A 15,951-nucleotide genomic window follows, 5' to 3' on the forward strand; every position below is an offset into this window, starting at 1 on the left:
ACGAATAAATGAACAAATTTAAAACGACCGAAACACCAGAGGAAACTATCCCACAAAAAGATACTCCCAAAGTAGTTAAGTCGTTGTCTTCAATATTTTCAGGAAGTTTTTTAAGTAAGAACAACGTAATCAGCTACTTACCTTATATGTTGTTTGTAACCGTTATTGGAATTCTGTATATCGCAAATGGGTATTATGCTGAAAAAACGGTGCGTAGTTTATACAAAACAACTTCTGATTTAAAAGAGCTGCGTTCGGAATACATTACCATCAAGTCAGATTTAAATTATTTAAGTAAACAATCGCAAGTGGCTTTGGCTACCGAAAGTTTGGGTATAAAGGAATCGGTTGTATCGCCAAGTAAAATAGTGGTAACCAAAAAAGAATACAAGCAAATTATAACAAAATAGTGAAAACCTTAAAAAAAGACATATTAAAGCGAGTGTACTTGGTTTATGCCTTTGTGGGTGTTTTTGCTATTGTTATTTTGGCTCAAACCTTTAATGTGCAATATGTTGAGGGTGCAGAATGGAAACAAAAAGCCGAAAATTTAACTACTGCTTACCGTAAAATTGATGCTGTAAGAGGTAATATTTATGCGGTAGATGGAAGTCTATTGGCGACATCTGTTCCAATTTATGAGGTACGTTTTGATTCAAAAACAGAAGCTTTAACTGACGATATTTTTTACAACGAAGTTGATGAGTTGTCAGGTCAGTTAAGCAAATTGTTTCGCGATAAATCTCAAAGTCAGTACAAAAAAGAATTGGTTTCAGCTCGAAAAAAAGGTGTTCGTTACCAATTAATCAAGAGAAATGTTAAGTATACCGAATTACAGCAGTTAAAAACTTTTGCCATTTTTAATAGAGGTCAGTACAAAGGAGGTTTGATTTATACACAGCAAAACAAAAGGGTTCGTCCGTTTAATAAATTGGCAGCACGAACCATTGGTTATGAGCGTGAAGGAATAAAGCCTGTTGGTTTGGAAGGCGCATACACTCATTATTTACAAGGGGTAAACGGTAAGCGATTAATGAAAAAAATTGCTGGTGGCGTTTGGATGCCCATTACAGATGAAAATGAAATTGAACCATTAGATGGTAGTGATATCTATACTACTATTGATGTGAACTTACAGGATGTTGCCGAAAATGCATTGGAAAATCAATTAACACTACATGAGGCGGATCACGGTTCGGTTATCTTAATGGAAGTTTCTACAGGAAGTATAAAAGCTATTGCAAACTTGCAGCGACGTAAAGATGGAAGTTATGACGAGAGCTACAATTTTGCCATTGGAGAAAGTACAGAGCCCGGTTCTGTGTTTAAGCTGGCTTCTTTAATGGCGGCTTTCGAAGATGGTTATTTAACCCTTGAGGATATGGTAAACACCGAAGATGGTACAACTAAATTTTATGGTGCTACCATGAAAGATTCGCACGAGGGAGGTTACGGAGTAATTAGTGTTCAAAAATCATTTGAGGTTTCTTCAAATGTGGCTATTTCAAAATTGATTGTAAAAAATTATGGCAGTAAACCACAAGCATTTGTGGATAGAATCTACAAAATGAATTTGGGTAAAAAATTAGGGTTAGAAATTGCAGGAGAAGGTCAGCCATTGATTAAAAATACTAGCGATGCTTCTTGGTCGGGACTTTCGTTGCCATGGATGTCGATTGGTTATGAAATTCATTTAACACCATTGCAAACACTTACTTTTTACAATGCAGTTGCTAACGACGGTAAAATGGTTAAGCCAAGGTTTGTTTCACACATTAACCAACGTGGGCAAGTAGTTAAAGAAATAAAACCAGAGGTAATTAACAATTCCATTTGTTCTAAAAAAACCATAGCAATGGCAAAAAAAATGTTGGAAGGCGTGGTTGAAAATGGAACTGCAAAAAACCTGAAAAATGCCAATTTTAAAATTGCAGGTAAAACGGGTACGGCACAAATTGCAAATAAATCTGGTGGTTATAAAAATGCTGCAAAAATTAGCCACCAAGCATCGTTTGTTGGTTATTTCCCTGCTGATGCTCCAAAATATTCTTGCATAGTGGTAGTTGCAGCACCATCACGAAATGTGTACTACGGAAACTTGGTTGCTGGTCCAATTTTTAAAGAAGTAGCGGATAAAATTTACTCTACAAGTTTTGATATTCATAAGCCTTTAGAAAGTAGAGATGCTATGGCAGTTTCTAAAATTCCTTATTCAAAAGATGGTAGCTTAAAAGATTTGGTAAAAGTTTATGCAGAGTTGGATGTGAAAACAAGAAGAAGAGGAAAGGTTGGTGAATGGGCAAGTGTAAGTACAAGCGAAAAACAAGTTGAAATACAATCGAAAAAAGTGAACAGTACTTTGGTGTCTAATGTGGTTGGTATGGGAATTAAAGATGCATTATTTATTCTTGAAAACCAAGGCTTAGAAGTGAAATTTAAAGGTAACGGGGTAGTGAAAACTCAATCAATATTACCCGGCTCAAAAATTATTAATGGCTCAACAATAATATTAGAACTGTCTTAATGAAATTATTGAAAGACATATTGTATAAAACAGCAATCGAAAAGGTTGTAGGCTCAACCCATATTGAGGTTTCAATGGTTTGTTTCGATTCTCGTTTGGTTGAGTCAGGTAGTTTGTTTGTTGCGGTATCAGGTACGCAAGTTGATGGCCATAACTTTATAGCTACAGCTATCAAAAAAGGATCAACTGCTATTGTTTGTGAAATTATTCCACAAAAACTCGTTGATGGTGTTACTTACGTTGAGGTAAAAGACAGTAGTAAAGCATTAGGGATTATTGCAGCAAATTTTTACGATAATCCTTCAAAAGAATTAAAACTTGTAGGAATTACGGGTACAAATGGTAAAACTACTACTGCTACTTTATTGTACGATTTATTTACTACCCTTGGTTATCAAACAGGATTGCTTTCTACTGTGGTAAACAAAATTGGTAGCCAAAATATTGTAGCAACTCATACTACTCCCGATGCTATTCAATTGAATAAGTTGTTGAGAGAAATGGTTGTTCAAGGTTGTGAATATTGTTTTATGGAAGTGAGTTCTCATGCTATTCATCAAAATAGGGTTCAAGCTATAGAATTTACTGGCGGAGTATTTACAAATATCTCTCACGACCATTTAGACTATCACAAAACTTTTGACGAGTACATCAAAGCTAAAAAAATGTTTTTCGACGATTTAGGTCCGAATGCCTTTGCGTTAGTGAACAAAGATGATAAAAATGGCTTGGTGATGTTGCAAAATACCAAAGCTAAAAAATACAGTTATGCTTTAAAAAGCATGGCAGATTTCAACTGCAAAGTGGTAGAAAACGATTTCAGTGGAATGTTATTAAACATTGCAGGTAATGAAGTATGGACGAAACTTATTGGTGGATTTAATGCTTATAACATGTTGGCTATATATAGTGTTGCCAATTTGTTAGGGATGGAATCCTTAAAAACGTTAACCGCAATCAGCGCTCTTTCTTCGGTAGATGGTAGGTTTCAATACATTAAATCATCAAATAATGTTGCAGGAATTGTTGATTATGCACATACACCGGATGCATTGAAAAATGTTTTAAAAACCATTAATGATATCAGAACAGGAAATGAAAATGTAATCACAGTTGTAGGTTGTGGTGGTGATAGAGATAAATTGAAACGACCAGTAATGGCTTCAATAGCTTGTGAAAATAGCACAAAAGTGATATTGACTTCTGATAACCCACGTAGTGAAAACCCTGAAGAAATATTAGCTGATATGAAAAAAGGGGTAGATGCAGTTCACTTTAAAAAAGTATTGTCGATTACAAATAGAGAGGAAGCGATTAAAACGGCCTGCTCTTTAGCTAACGATGGTGATATCATTTTAGTAGCAGGAAAAGGTCATGAAAAATATCAAGAAATAAAAGGCGTGAAACACCCATTTGATGATTTAAAGGTGTTGTCAGAAACTTTTGAATTATTAAAGAAAAACTAAAAAATAGAGATTAGATGTTATACTATTTGTTTCAATATTTAAACGAACTAGATGTGCCTGGAGCAGGGGTGTTTAGTTACATCTCTTTTAGAGCTGCTTTCGCTGTTATTACCTCGTTAATCATTTCAATGGTTATTGGTAAAAAAATTATTCAACGATTACAATTGCTACAAGTTGGAGAGATTGTTCGTGATTTAGGTTTGGAAGGTCAAATTCAAAAACAGGGCACACCAACCATGGGTGGACTTATTATTCTAGCCTCCATCTTAATCCCAACTTTGTTGTTTGCTCGATTAGATAACATCTACATTATATTGATGTTGGTATCTACGGTAATGCTTGGGGCTATTGGTTTTATTGATGATTACATAAAAGTATTCAAAAAGAACAAGCAAGGTTTAGCTGGAAAGTTCAAAGTAATGGGACAAATAGCTGTTGGAATTGTGGTAGGAACAGTGCTTTATTTTAACAATGATGTGGTAGTTAAACAAAAAGTTTTTCATGCTGATGCTCCTGCTCACGTGAGTTATGAAATCCAAAATGATGTTGAGCAGCAAGTAGTAGAAAACTATAAGTGGGAAGAGGTTAAATCAACGGTTACAACAATTCCTTTTGTGAAAAACAATGAGTTTAATTACGAAAGACTGACTAGTTGGGCAGGAAATAATGCTGATTTATTAGGTGGAATAGTATTTATTATAATTGTGATTGTCATTATTACGGCAGTTTCAAACGGTGCTAACATGACCGATGGTTTGGATGGTTTAGCAACAGGAACTTCGGCAATAATTGGGGTAACCTTAGCAGTTTTCGCTTATGTTTCTGGTAATACAGTTTTTGCTGATTATTTAAACATCATGTACATCCCAGAATCGGGTGAGCTGGTAATTTATATTGCTGCTTTTGTTGGAGCATGTGTTGGTTTCTTGTGGTACAACTCTTATCCAGCTCAAGTATTTATGGGAGACACAGGTAGCTTAGCTTTAGGAGGAATTATCGCTGTATTCTCTTTAGCTGTTCGAAAAGAATTGATGATTCCATTGTTGTGCGGAATCTTCTTGGTAGAGAATTTATCAGTAATGATACAAGTAGGCTATTTCAAATACACTAAAAAGAGATTTGGAGAAGGAAAGAGAGTGTTTTTAATGGCGCCATTACATCATCATTTTCAGAAAAAAAATATGCACGAGGCAAAGATTGTTTCGAGGTTTTGGATTGTTGGAATTATGCTAGCATTACTAACATTCGTAACGCTAAAAATTAGATAGATGCCTCCCCAACCCCTCCGAAGGAGGGGCTTGTGTGGAGAATTGAAAAAAAGAAAAGTGGCAAAGAATGAAGTTGATATGAGCGATGGAAACACCTCCCCTTCGGGGAGGTCGGGAGGGGCTTTAGTTGCTATTCTAGGAGCTGGAGAAAGTGGTGTTGGTGCGGCAATTTTAGCGCTGAAAAAAGGCTTTGAAGTCTTTGTTTCAGACAAAGGAATAATAAAGGAAAAGTATAAAAACGTTCTTACAAATATTGGTGTTGAGTGGGAAGAAGGTAAGCATACTGAGGCTAAAATTTTAAATGCCACAACAGTAGTAAAAAGCCCTGGTATACCTGATAAGGTACCTTTTATTTTAAAGATAAAAGAACAGGGTATTGAAGTTATTTCTGAAATAGAATTTGCAGGTAGATATACCGCCGCAAAATTTATTGGAATAACAGGTAGTAACGGGAAAACGACTACAACCATGCTGACTTATCACATGCTTAAAAAAGCAGGGTTAAATGTGGGGTTAGCGGGTAATGTTGGCGAAAGTTTAGCAAAGCAAGTGGCAAATGATGACAAAGATGTTTACGTGTTGGAGTTGAGCAGTTTTCAGTTAGATGGTATGTACAAATTTAAAGTTGATATAGCCATTTTACTAAACATTACTCCCGACCACTTGGATAGATACGATTACAAGTTCGAAAATTATGCAGCTTCGAAATTTAGAATACTGCAAAATCAAGATGAAGCTTGTCATTTTATTTATTGTGAAGACGATGAGGTAATTACACAATACTTGAGAGAACACAAAATTAAAGCAGAACAACACCCATTTAGCATAAAGAAAAAAACCAGCAATGGAGCATATATAGAAAACGAAAAATTAATAATAAACACAAATAAATCAATCGAAATGACATTACAAAGTTTAGCACTACAAGGAAAGCACAACTTGTACAACTCTATGGCTTCAGGCATTGCAGGAAGAGTTTTAGAGCTTAAAAAAGAGATTATCAGAGAAAGTCTGTCTGATTTTCAAAACGTAGAACACCGTTTGGAGTTTGTAGCAAAAATTCATGGTATTGACTTTATTAACGATTCTAAAGCTACCAATGTAAACTCTACGTGGTATGCGTTAGAATCTTTCCAACATCCTGTTATTTGGATAGTTGGAGGGGTTGATAAAGGAAACGACTATGAGATGCTTAAAGAATTGGTTTCTGAAAAAGTGAAAGCTATTGTTTGTTTAGGAAAAGACAATACAAAAATTCACGAAGCTTTTGGCGATATTATTGAAGATATTGTAGACGCTGAATCAGCAGAAGAAGCAGTAAGAGCATCTTACAGATTAGGTAGAAGCGGTGATACTGTTTTGCTTTCACCAGCTTGTGCTAGTTTCGATTTGTTTGAGAATTACGAAGATAGAGGTCAACAGTTTAAGTCTGCAGTAAAAAGATTATAATTTATAATTATGGAAAAATTGATTGATACTCCAGGACAATCGTTTTATACAACAGCAATAGAAACGGTTGCGAATACCATTAAAGAAAAGAGTAATTGTGCAGTTATTCTTACTAGCGAGGATTTACCTACTTTTTTTGAGTACGGACTTCAATTGGTAGGAGGTATTATCAATCAAATAATTGTTATTGGTCAAAATGCAAATAACCTTTACGAAAAGGTTAAAGACAAATCAAATGTGTTTATTATTTCTGCCTCGTGCATAAAAGATGCTACAAAAATTGCGTTGAATAGTGCGAGTATTTCTAAAAATGTAATTTACGTTACAAGTAATTCATCAAAACAAAGTATTTCAGATTTATTGAATTTAATAGAAGAGTAATATAAGTGATTAGTTATACCGAAAAATACCTTAAAGGCGATAAAGGAATATGGGTAGTAGTTTTGTTACTATCCATTTTGTCGTTATTGGCTGTGTATAGCTCTATAGTAACCCTTGCTTACAAATACAAAGATGGTGATACGTTCTATTACTTATTTAAACATGCCATCATACTTGTAATAGGAATAGGGTTGATGATATTGGCTCACAATCTAAAATTCAAGTATTATTCGCGATTATCACAATTGGCACTTTTTTTATCCGTTCCCTTGCTTTTATTAACCCTTTTTACAGGAGCTAATATTAACGATGCTAGCAGGTGGTTGGTTATTCCAGTTATTAATCAAACCTTTCAAACTTCCGATTTAGCTAAGCTTGCGTTGATTATGTATTTAGCACGTTTGTTGTCTAAACGTCAAGATCAAATTAAAGATTTTAAAGAAGCCTTTGTTCCTATTATGATTCCTGTAATGATAGTTTGTGGTTTGATATTACCTGCTAACTTTTCGACTGCGGCAATGTTGTTTGTTACTTCATTAATCATCATGTTTATAGGGCGAATAAACATCAAGTATATATTGTCTCTGATAGGAATTGGTGTTGGTACTATGATGATTTTATTGTTGATAGGTAAATCTAACCCCGATTTATTACCAAGGATGGGAACTTGGGCAAAACGTATAGAAACGTTCCAAGGAGGAGGAAACAAAGATGCCAATTATCAGGCTGAACAAGCAAAAATTGCTATTGCAACAGGTGGTCCATTTGGTAAAGGGCCTGGAGGGAGTACTCAACGAAATTTTTTACCTCACCCATATTCCGATTTTATTTATGCCATTATTTTAGAGGAATACGGTTTAATTGGTGGTATAGTGGTGATTTTTTTATACCTCATATTATTTTTTAGGGGAATTCGAATTGCCTCTAAAACCGAAAACACCTTTGGGTCACTGCTTGCTCTCGGACTCTCGTTTAGCTTGGTATTCCAAGCATTAATAAACATGGCAGTAGCGGTAAATTTATTTCCAGTTACTGGGCAGCCGTTACCTTTAGTAAGTATGGGAGGAACATCTATTTGGTTCACTTGTTTAGCTATTGGTATTATATTAAGTGTGAGTAGAGAATCGGAAAGAGAAAAAACTGAAAAAGAAACAAATACGAAAGTAAATGTCGCAGTATAAAGTTATCATAAGTGGAGGAGGAACAGGAGGGCACATCTTTCCCGCAATAGCTATTGCTAATGCAATAAAGTTAAAACACCCAACTGCCGAAATTTTATTTGTTGGTGCTGAAGGTAAAATGGAAATGGAAAAGGTGCCTGTTGCGGGGTATAAAATTGTTGGGTTACCCATAATGGGAATTCAACGTAAGTTAACTTTACAAAACCTTAAAGTACCTTTTAAATTGTTGTTTAGTCTGCTCAAGGCTAAAAAAGTAATTAAGGAATTTAAGCCTAATGTAGTAGTGGGAGTTGGTGGCTATGCAAGTGGACCTTTGTTGAAAATAGCAACAAGTATGGGCGTGCCTGCTTTGTTACAAGAACAAAATTCTTATCCAGGAATTACTAATAAAATACTAGCTAAAAAGGTTCAAAAAATTTGCGTGGCTTATCAGGGAATGGAGCAATTTTTCCCAAAGGAAAAAATCATATTTACCGGTAATCCTGTCCGACAAGATATTGTAGATTTAAGTGGAAAAAGAGAAAAAGGCTTGCAACAGTTTGGTCTTTCGGCTGATAAAAAAATAGTTTTAGTTATAGGTGGAAGTTTAGGTGCAAGAGTGATTAATGAAAGTATAGATGCTGGATTAGAAGTTCTTGCAAAAAACAACATTCAATTGTTATGGCAAACGGGTAAAGCTTACGCTGATAAGGCTGCTGATTCAGTAAAAATGTATTCAGATAAAGGAATTGTTACCATGCCATTTATTTCTACTATGGATTTGGCTTATGCTGTTGCTGATGTAGTTGTTTCAAGAGCTGGAGCATTATCGGTTTCAGAGCTTTGTTTAACCAAAAAACCTTCAATATTAGTTCCTTCGCCAAATGTTTCTGAAGACCATCAAACTAAAAATGCAATGGCTTTAGTTAATAACAAAGCAGCAGTTTTGGTAAAGGATCTTGATGCTAAAAACGATTTAATTACGGCATTATTGAATCTGGTAAATGATACTTCGCTTCAGCAAGAATTAAAACTAAACATTACAAAACTATCAAAACCAGATGCAGCTAATCAAATTGCTGATGAGGTTATAAAATTGGCTAAAGAGTTTAAATAAAATGGATTTAACGAGAGTGAAACAGGTGTATTTTTTAGGTGTTGGAGGCATCGGAATGAGTGCTTTGGCTCGTTATTTTAAATCTTTTGGGTGTGTAGTTTCGGGTTATGATAAAACAAAAACCACGTTAACTGAGCAGTTAGAACGAGAAGGAATAAATATACATTACGATGAGAATTTAGATAAAATTCCTTCAGAAATTAAATCAAACCAACAAGATTCCATCGTTATTTATACTCCAGCTATTCCAAAAAACAATGCCGAGTATTTATTTTTTATAGAGCAAAATATTCGATTGTATAAAAGAGCCGAAGTTTTAGGCTTGATAACAAAAAATTATCTCACCATTGCTGTAGCTGGTACGCATGGGAAAACCACTACATCATCAATTATTGCTCATGTATTAAATGAGTGTGGAGTTGATACCATTGCATTTTTAGGAGGAATAAGCCTGAATTTTAATTCGAACTTATTACTAAATATAAAAGCTAAAACGGTTGTTGTTGAAGCTGATGAATTTGATCGTTCCTTTTTAACGCTTTCGCCAAATATTGCTGTAGTTACATCTATAGATGCTGACCATTTAGATATTTATGGAGATAAAAACGAAATGCACAAATCGTATCAAGATTTTGTAAACAAGATTGATAAGACAGGAGTGTTAATTACAAAGCCAGAAAATACAGCTGCTCTAAAATTTGAAAATACAATTACCTATCACGTAAAAAACGAAGCAAATTATTTTCCTATTAAAATTAAAATTGAAGAAGGAACTTATGTGTTAAGTATTGATGATGTAATTATTCGATTAGGTTTTCCTGGAATACATAATGTTGAAAATGCCATTGCTGCTTATGTTGTTGCAAAACAATTAAAACTAGATAAAACTAAAGTGGTAAAAGCTTTAGAAGGTTATCGAGGCGTTAAACGACGATTTGAATATCATGTAAAGTCACCAAAGTTGGTTTACATTGACGATTATGCTCATCACCCTGAGGAATTAAATGTATGTATTTCTTCTGTCAAAGAATTGTATCCAAACAAAAAAATTACAGGTGTTTTTCAGCCGCATTTATTTTCTAGAACTAGAGATTTTTTAGATGAATTTGCTACTTCATTATCGCTTTTAGATAATTTGATTTTGTTAGATATTTACCCCGCACGAGAATTGCCAATACCTGGAGTAACTTCTCAAATATTGTTGGAAAAAGTAAGGTGCGAAAATAAAAAGTTAGTTCAGAAAGAAGAGCTGTTAAGTTATGTCGCAGAAAACGATTTTGAAGTGTTTTTAACCTTGGGTGCTGGAGATATTGATGTTTTTGTTGAACCTATTGCTAACTGTTTTAAAGAAAAATTGAATGGTTAGAATACTGAAAATAGTATTTAATGTTTTAGCAATTATATCCATAATTGTAGTGTTGGGTTTTGCAAAAAATGCGCAAGAAAAACAGGTTTTTAATAAAAATAATCTGGCGATACAAATTGATTACGTTACCGAAAACAGGTTTGTGGATTACGACGATGTAAAGAACGAAGTCACCTATTTAAAAGGTAATGGAGTAAAATATTTTTATGGATTTAATCCATTAGAAATAGAAAAGAAAATAATCAACAATTCAGCTATTAAGGACGCACAAGTTTATAAATCTATTGATGGAAAATTAAATATTCAGGTAAAACAACGCCGACCTATTGCTAGAATTTTCACTCGAAACGAAGGTTATTATATGGATGAATTTGGTGGCTTAATGCCCTTGTCGGATAAATATACTTCAAGAATTGTGGTGGTTAGTGGTTATCTTTTTGAGCCTTTTTCTACACGTTATCAATTAAATTATCAAAATATCGAAGACACTATTGCTAAAAAAACATTGCTTGATGATATCTATAAACTAGCCCACTATATTGATGAGTCTGAGTTTTGGACTTCACAAATTGAACAAGTGTATGTTAATAAAGAATTGGAATTCGAACTCATACCAAAGGTAGGAAATCATAAAATTGTACTAGGTGGAGTAGATAATTTGCCCATTAAGTTTAATAAACTGATGGTTTTTTACAAAAAGGGATTGCCGAAAACAGGCTGGAATGAGTATTCCGAAATCAATTTAAAGTACAAAAACCAAATAGTTTGCACAAAAAATTATAATTAGTATGGAAACCACATCATCAGAAATAGTAGTAGGTTTAGATATTGGAACAACCAAAATTGTTGCCATTGTTGGTCGTAAAAACGAACATGGTAAGTTAGAAATTCTTGGAATGGGAAAATCAGAATCTATTGGCGTTTCAAGAGGAATGGTTTCAAATATCGATAAAACCGTTCAGTCCATAAAACTGGCGGTAGAAGATGCTGAAGCAAAATCGGGTGTTGAAATAAAAGTAGTAAATGTTGGTATTGCTGGTCAGCACATTAAAAGTTTACAACATAGAGGGATAAGAGTAAGAAGTTCAGTAGAGGATGAAATTAGTCAAAATGACATTAATTTGTTGATTGACGATATGTATAAATTGGTAATGTTACCAGGTGACGAAATTATCCATGTATTGCCTCAAGAATATATTATCGACAACGAACAAGGAATAAAAGACCCAATTGGTATGGCTGGAGTTCGTTTAGAAGCAAACTTCCATATTATTACAGGTCAAGTAGCTGCCGCAAAAAACATCTATAAATGTGTAAATAAAGCTGGTTTAGATGTAAATGAATTGATTCTTGAACCACTAGCGTCATCAGAAGCAGTATTAAGTATTGAAGAAAAAGAAGCAGGCGTTGCTTTGGTAGATATAGGTGGTGGAACTACTGATATTGCAATTTTTCAAGATGGCATAATCAGACATACAGCAGTAATTCCTTTTGGTGGAAATGTTATTACTGAAGATATTAAAGAAGGTTGTGGAATAATAAAAAACCAAGCAGAATTGTTAAAAGTGAAGTTTGGTTCTGCATTAGCTAGCGAAAGTCAAGACAATGAAATAGTGTCTATTCCAGGTTTAAGAGGTAGAGCTGCTAAAGAAATTTCATTAAAAAACCTTGCAAATATTATTCAGGCAAGAATGGAGGAAATAATAGAACACATCTATTATGAGATAAAAAATTCGGGTTACGAAAACAAATTGATTTGTGGAATTGTTGTAACTGGTGGAGGTTCGCAATTAAAGCACATTACTCAACTTATTGAGTATGTAACCGGGATGGACACAAGAATTGGTTATCCAAACGAACACCTTGCAAAAGGAAATACAGAAAACATGACGAGCCCAATTTTTGCCACAGGAGTTGGATTAGTATTAAAAGGATTTGCTACGTTAGAACAAAACAAACCTGTTTCAACAAATAGTGGAGAAGTTGTTAGTCATTCAAAGAAAAACAAAGGAGGATTTTTTGATAAAATCTTTAACGCAGGACACAAGTTTTTTGAAGACGGAGAAAATTAAAAATTTAATAAGAATAAAAGTATAAATATATAAATACCCAGACTATGAAATTCGATTTGCCAAAAGATCAATCATCAATTATTAAAGTTATTGGAGTTGGTGGCGGTGGAAGCAATGCAGTAAACCACATGTATAACCAAGGTATTACAGGTGTTGATTTTGTTATTTGTAACACCGATGCTCAAGCTTTAACCTTAAGTCCAATTCCTAATAAAATTCAGTTGGGAACCACGCTAACAGAGGGTCTTGGTGCTGGAGCTAATCCTGAAGTTGGTAAAAATGCAGCTATCGAAGACATCGAAAATATTAAATCTATCCTTCAAAACAATACCAAAATGGTATTTATTACTGCGGGTATGGGAGGAGGTACTGGTACTGGTGCTGCTCCTGTAATTGCGGAAGTAGCTAGAGAATTAGGTATTTTAACTGTGGGTATAGTTACCATTCCTTTTTCATTTGAAGGTAGAAGAAGAAAACAACAAGCTGATGAAGGTTTAGAGGCTTTAAGAAATCATGTAGATACCTTGCTTATTATTAATAACGATAAATTGAGAATGATTCATGGTAACCTTAAAATGGGCGAATGTTTCTCAAAAGCAGACGATATTTTAACAACTGCTGCTAAAGGTATTGCTGAGATTATTACTGTAGCTGGATATATTAACGTGGATTTTGAAGATGTTAAAACGGTAATGAAAGATGGTGGAACAGCTATTATGGGGTCTGCTTCTGCCGAAGGTGAAAATAGAGCAATTCAGGCAGTTACAAAAGCATTAGAATCTCCATTGTTAAACGATAACGAAATTAAAGGAGCAAACTTCATCTTATTAAATGTTACTTCTGGTGAAGATGAAATTACTATGGATGAAATTGACGAGATAACTGATTACATCCAAAAACAAGCAGGATATACTGCCGAATTAATTTGGGGGAATGGTACTGACGAGTCTTTGGGAAATAAAGTTTCTGTAACGGTAATAGCAACTGGTTTTGGTTCAAACGAAAATTCATCAATGGAATTTGGTGTTAAACCAGAAAAAATTGTTCACGATTTAGAAAATACTGCAGCAGTGGTTCAGTCGATTATCGAAAATAATGTTGAAGAGAACGAAGAAGTTGAAGAACCATTTTTGAAAACTACTACAACCCAACCAAGCTTTGAATTTGATAATAACGATGAAGTGGAAGCTGAAGTTGAGCAAGAAGAATTTTCAGAACCTGAAAAAATTGTTTTTAACTTAGAAGATGAAACTGAAGAAGAAATTGATGAAATAGTTGCAGAAGAAGAGTTGGACGTTGAAAATGAAGAAGTAGCTGATTTTACTTTTGAATTAAACGAATCTATCGAAATTGAAGAAGAGGAAGAAGAATTTTCAATGGAAATGGATGATTTAGACGATAACGATAATGAAAGCCCTTTTTTAATGTCATCGGATGAAGAAAAAGAAGATAAAAAAGAAACGATTATCTGGAATTTGAACGATGTAATTAACGAAGAAGCTTCAAATATTGATGAAGAAGTAAATCACGATGTTGCAGCTGAATCAGCTGAAGAAATAACTAGTTCTACGGAGCCAGTTTATACTAAAAGAATTCCTGAAGAAGAGCAAAAAAGATTGTCAGCTGAAAGAATTCGAAGAATTAAAGAATTGGGTGGTAGAATGAAAACGCCATCTGGAATTAGCGAGTTGGAAAAAGAACCAGCATATAAAAGACGTCAAATTTCTTTAGATTCAATTCCTCATTCATCAGAAAACACCATGTCTAGATTTACTTTAGGTGAAGATGAAGATGGTAGTCCAAAGTTAAAAGACGACAATTCGTTTTTACACGATAATGTAGATTGAAAAATAAGTTTATAGCTTATGAGTTTAGAAGTTTAAGTGATAAACTCATAAACTTTAAACACCTAAACTAAAAAAATGAACTTAACAGAACAAATTAATAACGACATAAAAACAGCTATGCTAGCAAAAGATGCTGCAAAGTTAGCCGCATTAAGAGCAGTTAAATCTGAATTGTTATTGGAAGCGTCAAAAGGTGGTAATTCCGAAATATCTGAGGAAACAGGTCAGAAATTAGTGCAAAAACTTGTAAAACAACGTAAAGACGCTTTAGAAATTTATTTAGAGCAAAAACGACAAGATTTAGCAGATGTAGAGCAATTTCAAATAGATGTTTTATCAAACTATTTACCTAAACAAATGGATGAGGCAGAGGTTAGAAAAGTTATACAAGAGGTAATTGCTCAAACAGGAGCATCTTCTGCAGCTGACATGGGTAAGGTTATGGGCGCATCTATGGGGAAATTAAGCGGAAAGGCTGATGGAAAATTGATTTCTGCCATAGTAAAAGAAGAGTTGTCGAAATAATTTCGAATTAGATACAAATAAAAAAAGCCAGCTATAAGCTGGCTTTTTTTTTAATCTTAAAAAGATTAAGCTTTCTTTACATCAACTGCATTTAAGCCTTTTCTTCCTTCTTTAACATCGTAAGTCACTTCGTCGTTATCCTGAACTTGATCAATTAATCCACTTACGTGAACAAAATATTCTTCTCCAGTTTCGTTATCTTTAATAAATCCAAAACCCTTTGTTGTGTTAAAAAATTTTACTGTACCAGTTTTCATAATTATGTTTAAAAAATTTTAACGAAAGTACAGAAAAAAATTATTAAAAAGCAATTTGGGGTAAAAAAGTCTTATTTAAAGAGTATTTTAACAATATTCGTTAAATGCAGAAGCTAAGTTTTCTGCTATCATTTCTGCAGGTCTACCCTCAATATGGTGTCTTTCGATAAAATGAACCAATTTTCCATTTTTAAACAAGGCCATACTTGGAGATGAAGGTGGATAAGGTAGTGTATATTTTCTTGCTTGAGCAACGGCCTCAGGGTCAACCCCTGCAAAAACAGTTACAATTTTGTTTGGTTTTTTATCATTGGTAATTGCTATTCTAGCAGCTGGACGAGCATTAGCCGCTGCACAACCACAAACTGAATTTATTACCACGAAAGTTGTGCCTTCGCTATTAATTGCATTGTCAACTTGCGTCGCTGTGGTTAACTCTTCAAAACCTGCTGAAGTTAACTCTGTTTTCATTGGTGCTACTAATTCTGGTGGATACATATCTTTTGTTTTTTATAACTA

The 15,951-nt window shown here is 34.1% G+C and carries 15 protein-coding genes; 13 read left to right on the forward strand and 2 right to left on the reverse strand.

The annotated features are described in order from the left end of the window. The first annotated feature begins 8 nt into the window (after positions 1 to 8). The 13 genes from H6589_00615 to H6589_00675 all read left to right on the forward strand — a co-directional run bounded on the left by H6589_00615 (position 9) and on the right by H6589_00675 (position 15,175). A complete protein-coding gene (locus H6589_00615; protein ID MCB9173093.1) occupies positions 9 to 410 on the forward strand; it encodes a hypothetical protein in 402 nt (133 codons plus the stop codon). After that, positions 410 to 2,524: a transpeptidase family protein gene (locus H6589_00620; protein ID MCB9173094.1), complete on the forward strand. Its 2,115-nt coding sequence runs from the start codon at positions 410 to 412 to the stop codon at positions 2,522 to 2,524. Before H6589_00615 ends, H6589_00620 begins: the two co-directional genes overlap by 1 nt. After that, the gene (locus H6589_00625; GenBank protein ID MCB9173095.1) at positions 2,524 to 3,990 is read left to right on the forward strand and encodes a UDP-N-acetylmuramoyl-L-alanyl-D-glutamate--2,6-diaminopimelate ligase; all 1,467 of its coding nucleotides are present in this window, start codon (positions 2,524 to 2,526) and stop codon (positions 3,988 to 3,990) included. The genes H6589_00620 and H6589_00625 overlap by 1 nt, the downstream gene beginning before the upstream one ends. Positions 3,991 to 4,004: 14 nt before the next feature. Continuing rightward, positions 4,005 to 5,258, forward strand: a complete 1,254-nt coding sequence (locus H6589_00630; GenBank protein MCB9173096.1) for a phospho-N-acetylmuramoyl-pentapeptide-transferase — start codon at positions 4,005 to 4,007, stop codon at positions 5,256 to 5,258. Positions 5,259 to 5,336: 78 nt separating this feature from the next. Next, positions 5,337 to 6,707, forward strand: a complete 1,371-nt coding sequence (gene murD / locus H6589_00635) for a UDP-N-acetylmuramoyl-L-alanine--D-glutamate ligase (GenBank protein ID MCB9173097.1) — start codon at positions 5,337 to 5,339, stop codon at positions 6,705 to 6,707. A gap of 9 nt (positions 6,708 to 6,716) precedes the next feature. Next, positions 6,717 to 7,088, forward strand: coding sequence for a hypothetical protein (locus H6589_00640; GenBank protein ID MCB9173098.1), 372 nt, complete (start codon positions 6,717 to 6,719; stop codon positions 7,086 to 7,088). 8 nt (positions 7,089 to 7,096) lie between these two features. Then, complete coding sequence (locus H6589_00645; protein ID MCB9173099.1) at positions 7,097 to 8,269, forward strand: FtsW/RodA/SpoVE family cell cycle protein; 1,173 nt, start codon at positions 7,097 to 7,099, stop codon at positions 8,267 to 8,269. After that, a complete protein-coding gene (murG, locus tag H6589_00650; protein ID MCB9173100.1) occupies positions 8,256 to 9,365 on the forward strand; it encodes an undecaprenyldiphospho-muramoylpentapeptide beta-N-acetylglucosaminyltransferase in 1,110 nt (369 codons plus the stop codon). The genes H6589_00645 and murG overlap by 14 nt, the downstream gene beginning before the upstream one ends. A gap of 1 nt (position 9,366) precedes the next feature. After that, positions 9,367 to 10,731 carry a UDP-N-acetylmuramate--L-alanine ligase gene (locus H6589_00655; protein MCB9173101.1) on the forward strand — a complete coding sequence of 455 codons (1,365 nt, stop codon included), beginning with the start codon at positions 9,367 to 9,369 and terminating at the stop codon, positions 10,729 to 10,731. Continuing rightward, positions 10,724 to 11,518, forward strand: coding sequence for a hypothetical protein (locus tag H6589_00660; protein ID MCB9173102.1), 795 nt, complete (start codon positions 10,724 to 10,726; stop codon positions 11,516 to 11,518). The genes H6589_00655 and H6589_00660 overlap by 8 nt, the downstream gene beginning before the upstream one ends. Position 11,519: 1 nt before the next feature. Further along, complete coding sequence (ftsA, locus tag H6589_00665) at positions 11,520 to 12,803, forward strand: cell division protein FtsA (protein ID MCB9173103.1); 1,284 nt, start codon at positions 11,520 to 11,522, stop codon at positions 12,801 to 12,803. 44 nt (positions 12,804 to 12,847) lie between these two features. Continuing rightward, on the forward strand, positions 12,848 to 14,650 hold the full coding sequence (ftsZ, locus tag H6589_00670; GenBank protein MCB9173104.1) for a cell division protein FtsZ: 1,803 nt from the start codon (positions 12,848 to 12,850) through the stop codon (positions 14,648 to 14,650). Between the two features lie 75 nt (positions 14,651 to 14,725). Continuing rightward, the gene (locus tag H6589_00675; protein MCB9173105.1) at positions 14,726 to 15,175 is read left to right on the forward strand and encodes a GatB/YqeY domain-containing protein; all 450 of its coding nucleotides are present in this window, start codon (positions 14,726 to 14,728) and stop codon (positions 15,173 to 15,175) included. 65 nt (positions 15,176 to 15,240) lie between these two features. On the opposite strand, the gene H6589_00680 is transcribed toward H6589_00675, so the two are convergent. Further along, entirely contained in the window at positions 15,241 to 15,432 is a 192-nt protein-coding gene (locus H6589_00680; GenBank protein ID MCB9173106.1) for a cold shock domain-containing protein, read from the reverse strand. 87 nt (positions 15,433 to 15,519) lie between these two features. After that, on the reverse strand, positions 15,520 to 15,930 hold the full coding sequence (locus H6589_00685) for a BrxA/BrxB family bacilliredoxin (GenBank protein MCB9173107.1): 411 nt from the start codon (positions 15,928 to 15,930) through the stop codon (positions 15,520 to 15,522). Positions 15,931 to 15,951 lie beyond the last annotated feature (21 nt).

This window comes from Flavobacteriales bacterium (assembly GCA_020635795.1).
Lineage (GTDB): Bacteria > Bacteroidota > Bacteroidia > Flavobacteriales_E > Vicingaceae > Vicingus.

Coding starts and splice junctions, on each gene's coding strand:
- H6589_00615 (MCB9173093.1), top strand. CDS start 9: ATGAACAAATTTAAAACGACCGAAACACCAGAGGAAACTATCCCACAA.
- H6589_00625 (MCB9173095.1), top strand. CDS start 2,524: ATGAAATTATTGAAAGACATATTGTATAAAACAGCAATCGAAAAGGTT.
- H6589_00630 (MCB9173096.1), top strand. CDS start 4,005: ATGTTATACTATTTGTTTCAATATTTAAACGAACTAGATGTGCCTGGA.
- murD (MCB9173097.1), top strand. CDS start 5,337: ATGAGCGATGGAAACACCTCCCCTTCGGGGAGGTCGGGAGGGGCTTTA.
- H6589_00640 (MCB9173098.1), top strand. CDS start 6,717: ATGGAAAAATTGATTGATACTCCAGGACAATCGTTTTATACAACAGCA.
- murG (MCB9173100.1), top strand. CDS start 8,256: ATGTCGCAGTATAAAGTTATCATAAGTGGAGGAGGAACAGGAGGGCAC.
- H6589_00655 (MCB9173101.1), top strand. CDS start 9,367: ATGGATTTAACGAGAGTGAAACAGGTGTATTTTTTAGGTGTTGGAGGC.
- H6589_00660 (MCB9173102.1), top strand. CDS start 10,724: ATGGTTAGAATACTGAAAATAGTATTTAATGTTTTAGCAATTATATCC.
- ftsA (MCB9173103.1), top strand. CDS start 11,520: ATGGAAACCACATCATCAGAAATAGTAGTAGGTTTAGATATTGGAACA.
- ftsZ (MCB9173104.1), top strand. CDS start 12,848: ATGAAATTCGATTTGCCAAAAGATCAATCATCAATTATTAAAGTTATT.
- H6589_00675 (MCB9173105.1), top strand. CDS start 14,726: ATGAACTTAACAGAACAAATTAATAACGACATAAAAACAGCTATGCTA.
- H6589_00680 (MCB9173106.1), bottom strand. CDS start 15,432: ATGAAAACTGGTACAGTAAAATTTTTTAACACAACAAAGGGTTTTGGA.
- H6589_00685 (MCB9173107.1), bottom strand. CDS start 15,930: ATGTATCCACCAGAATTAGTAGCACCAATGAAAACAGAGTTAACTTCA.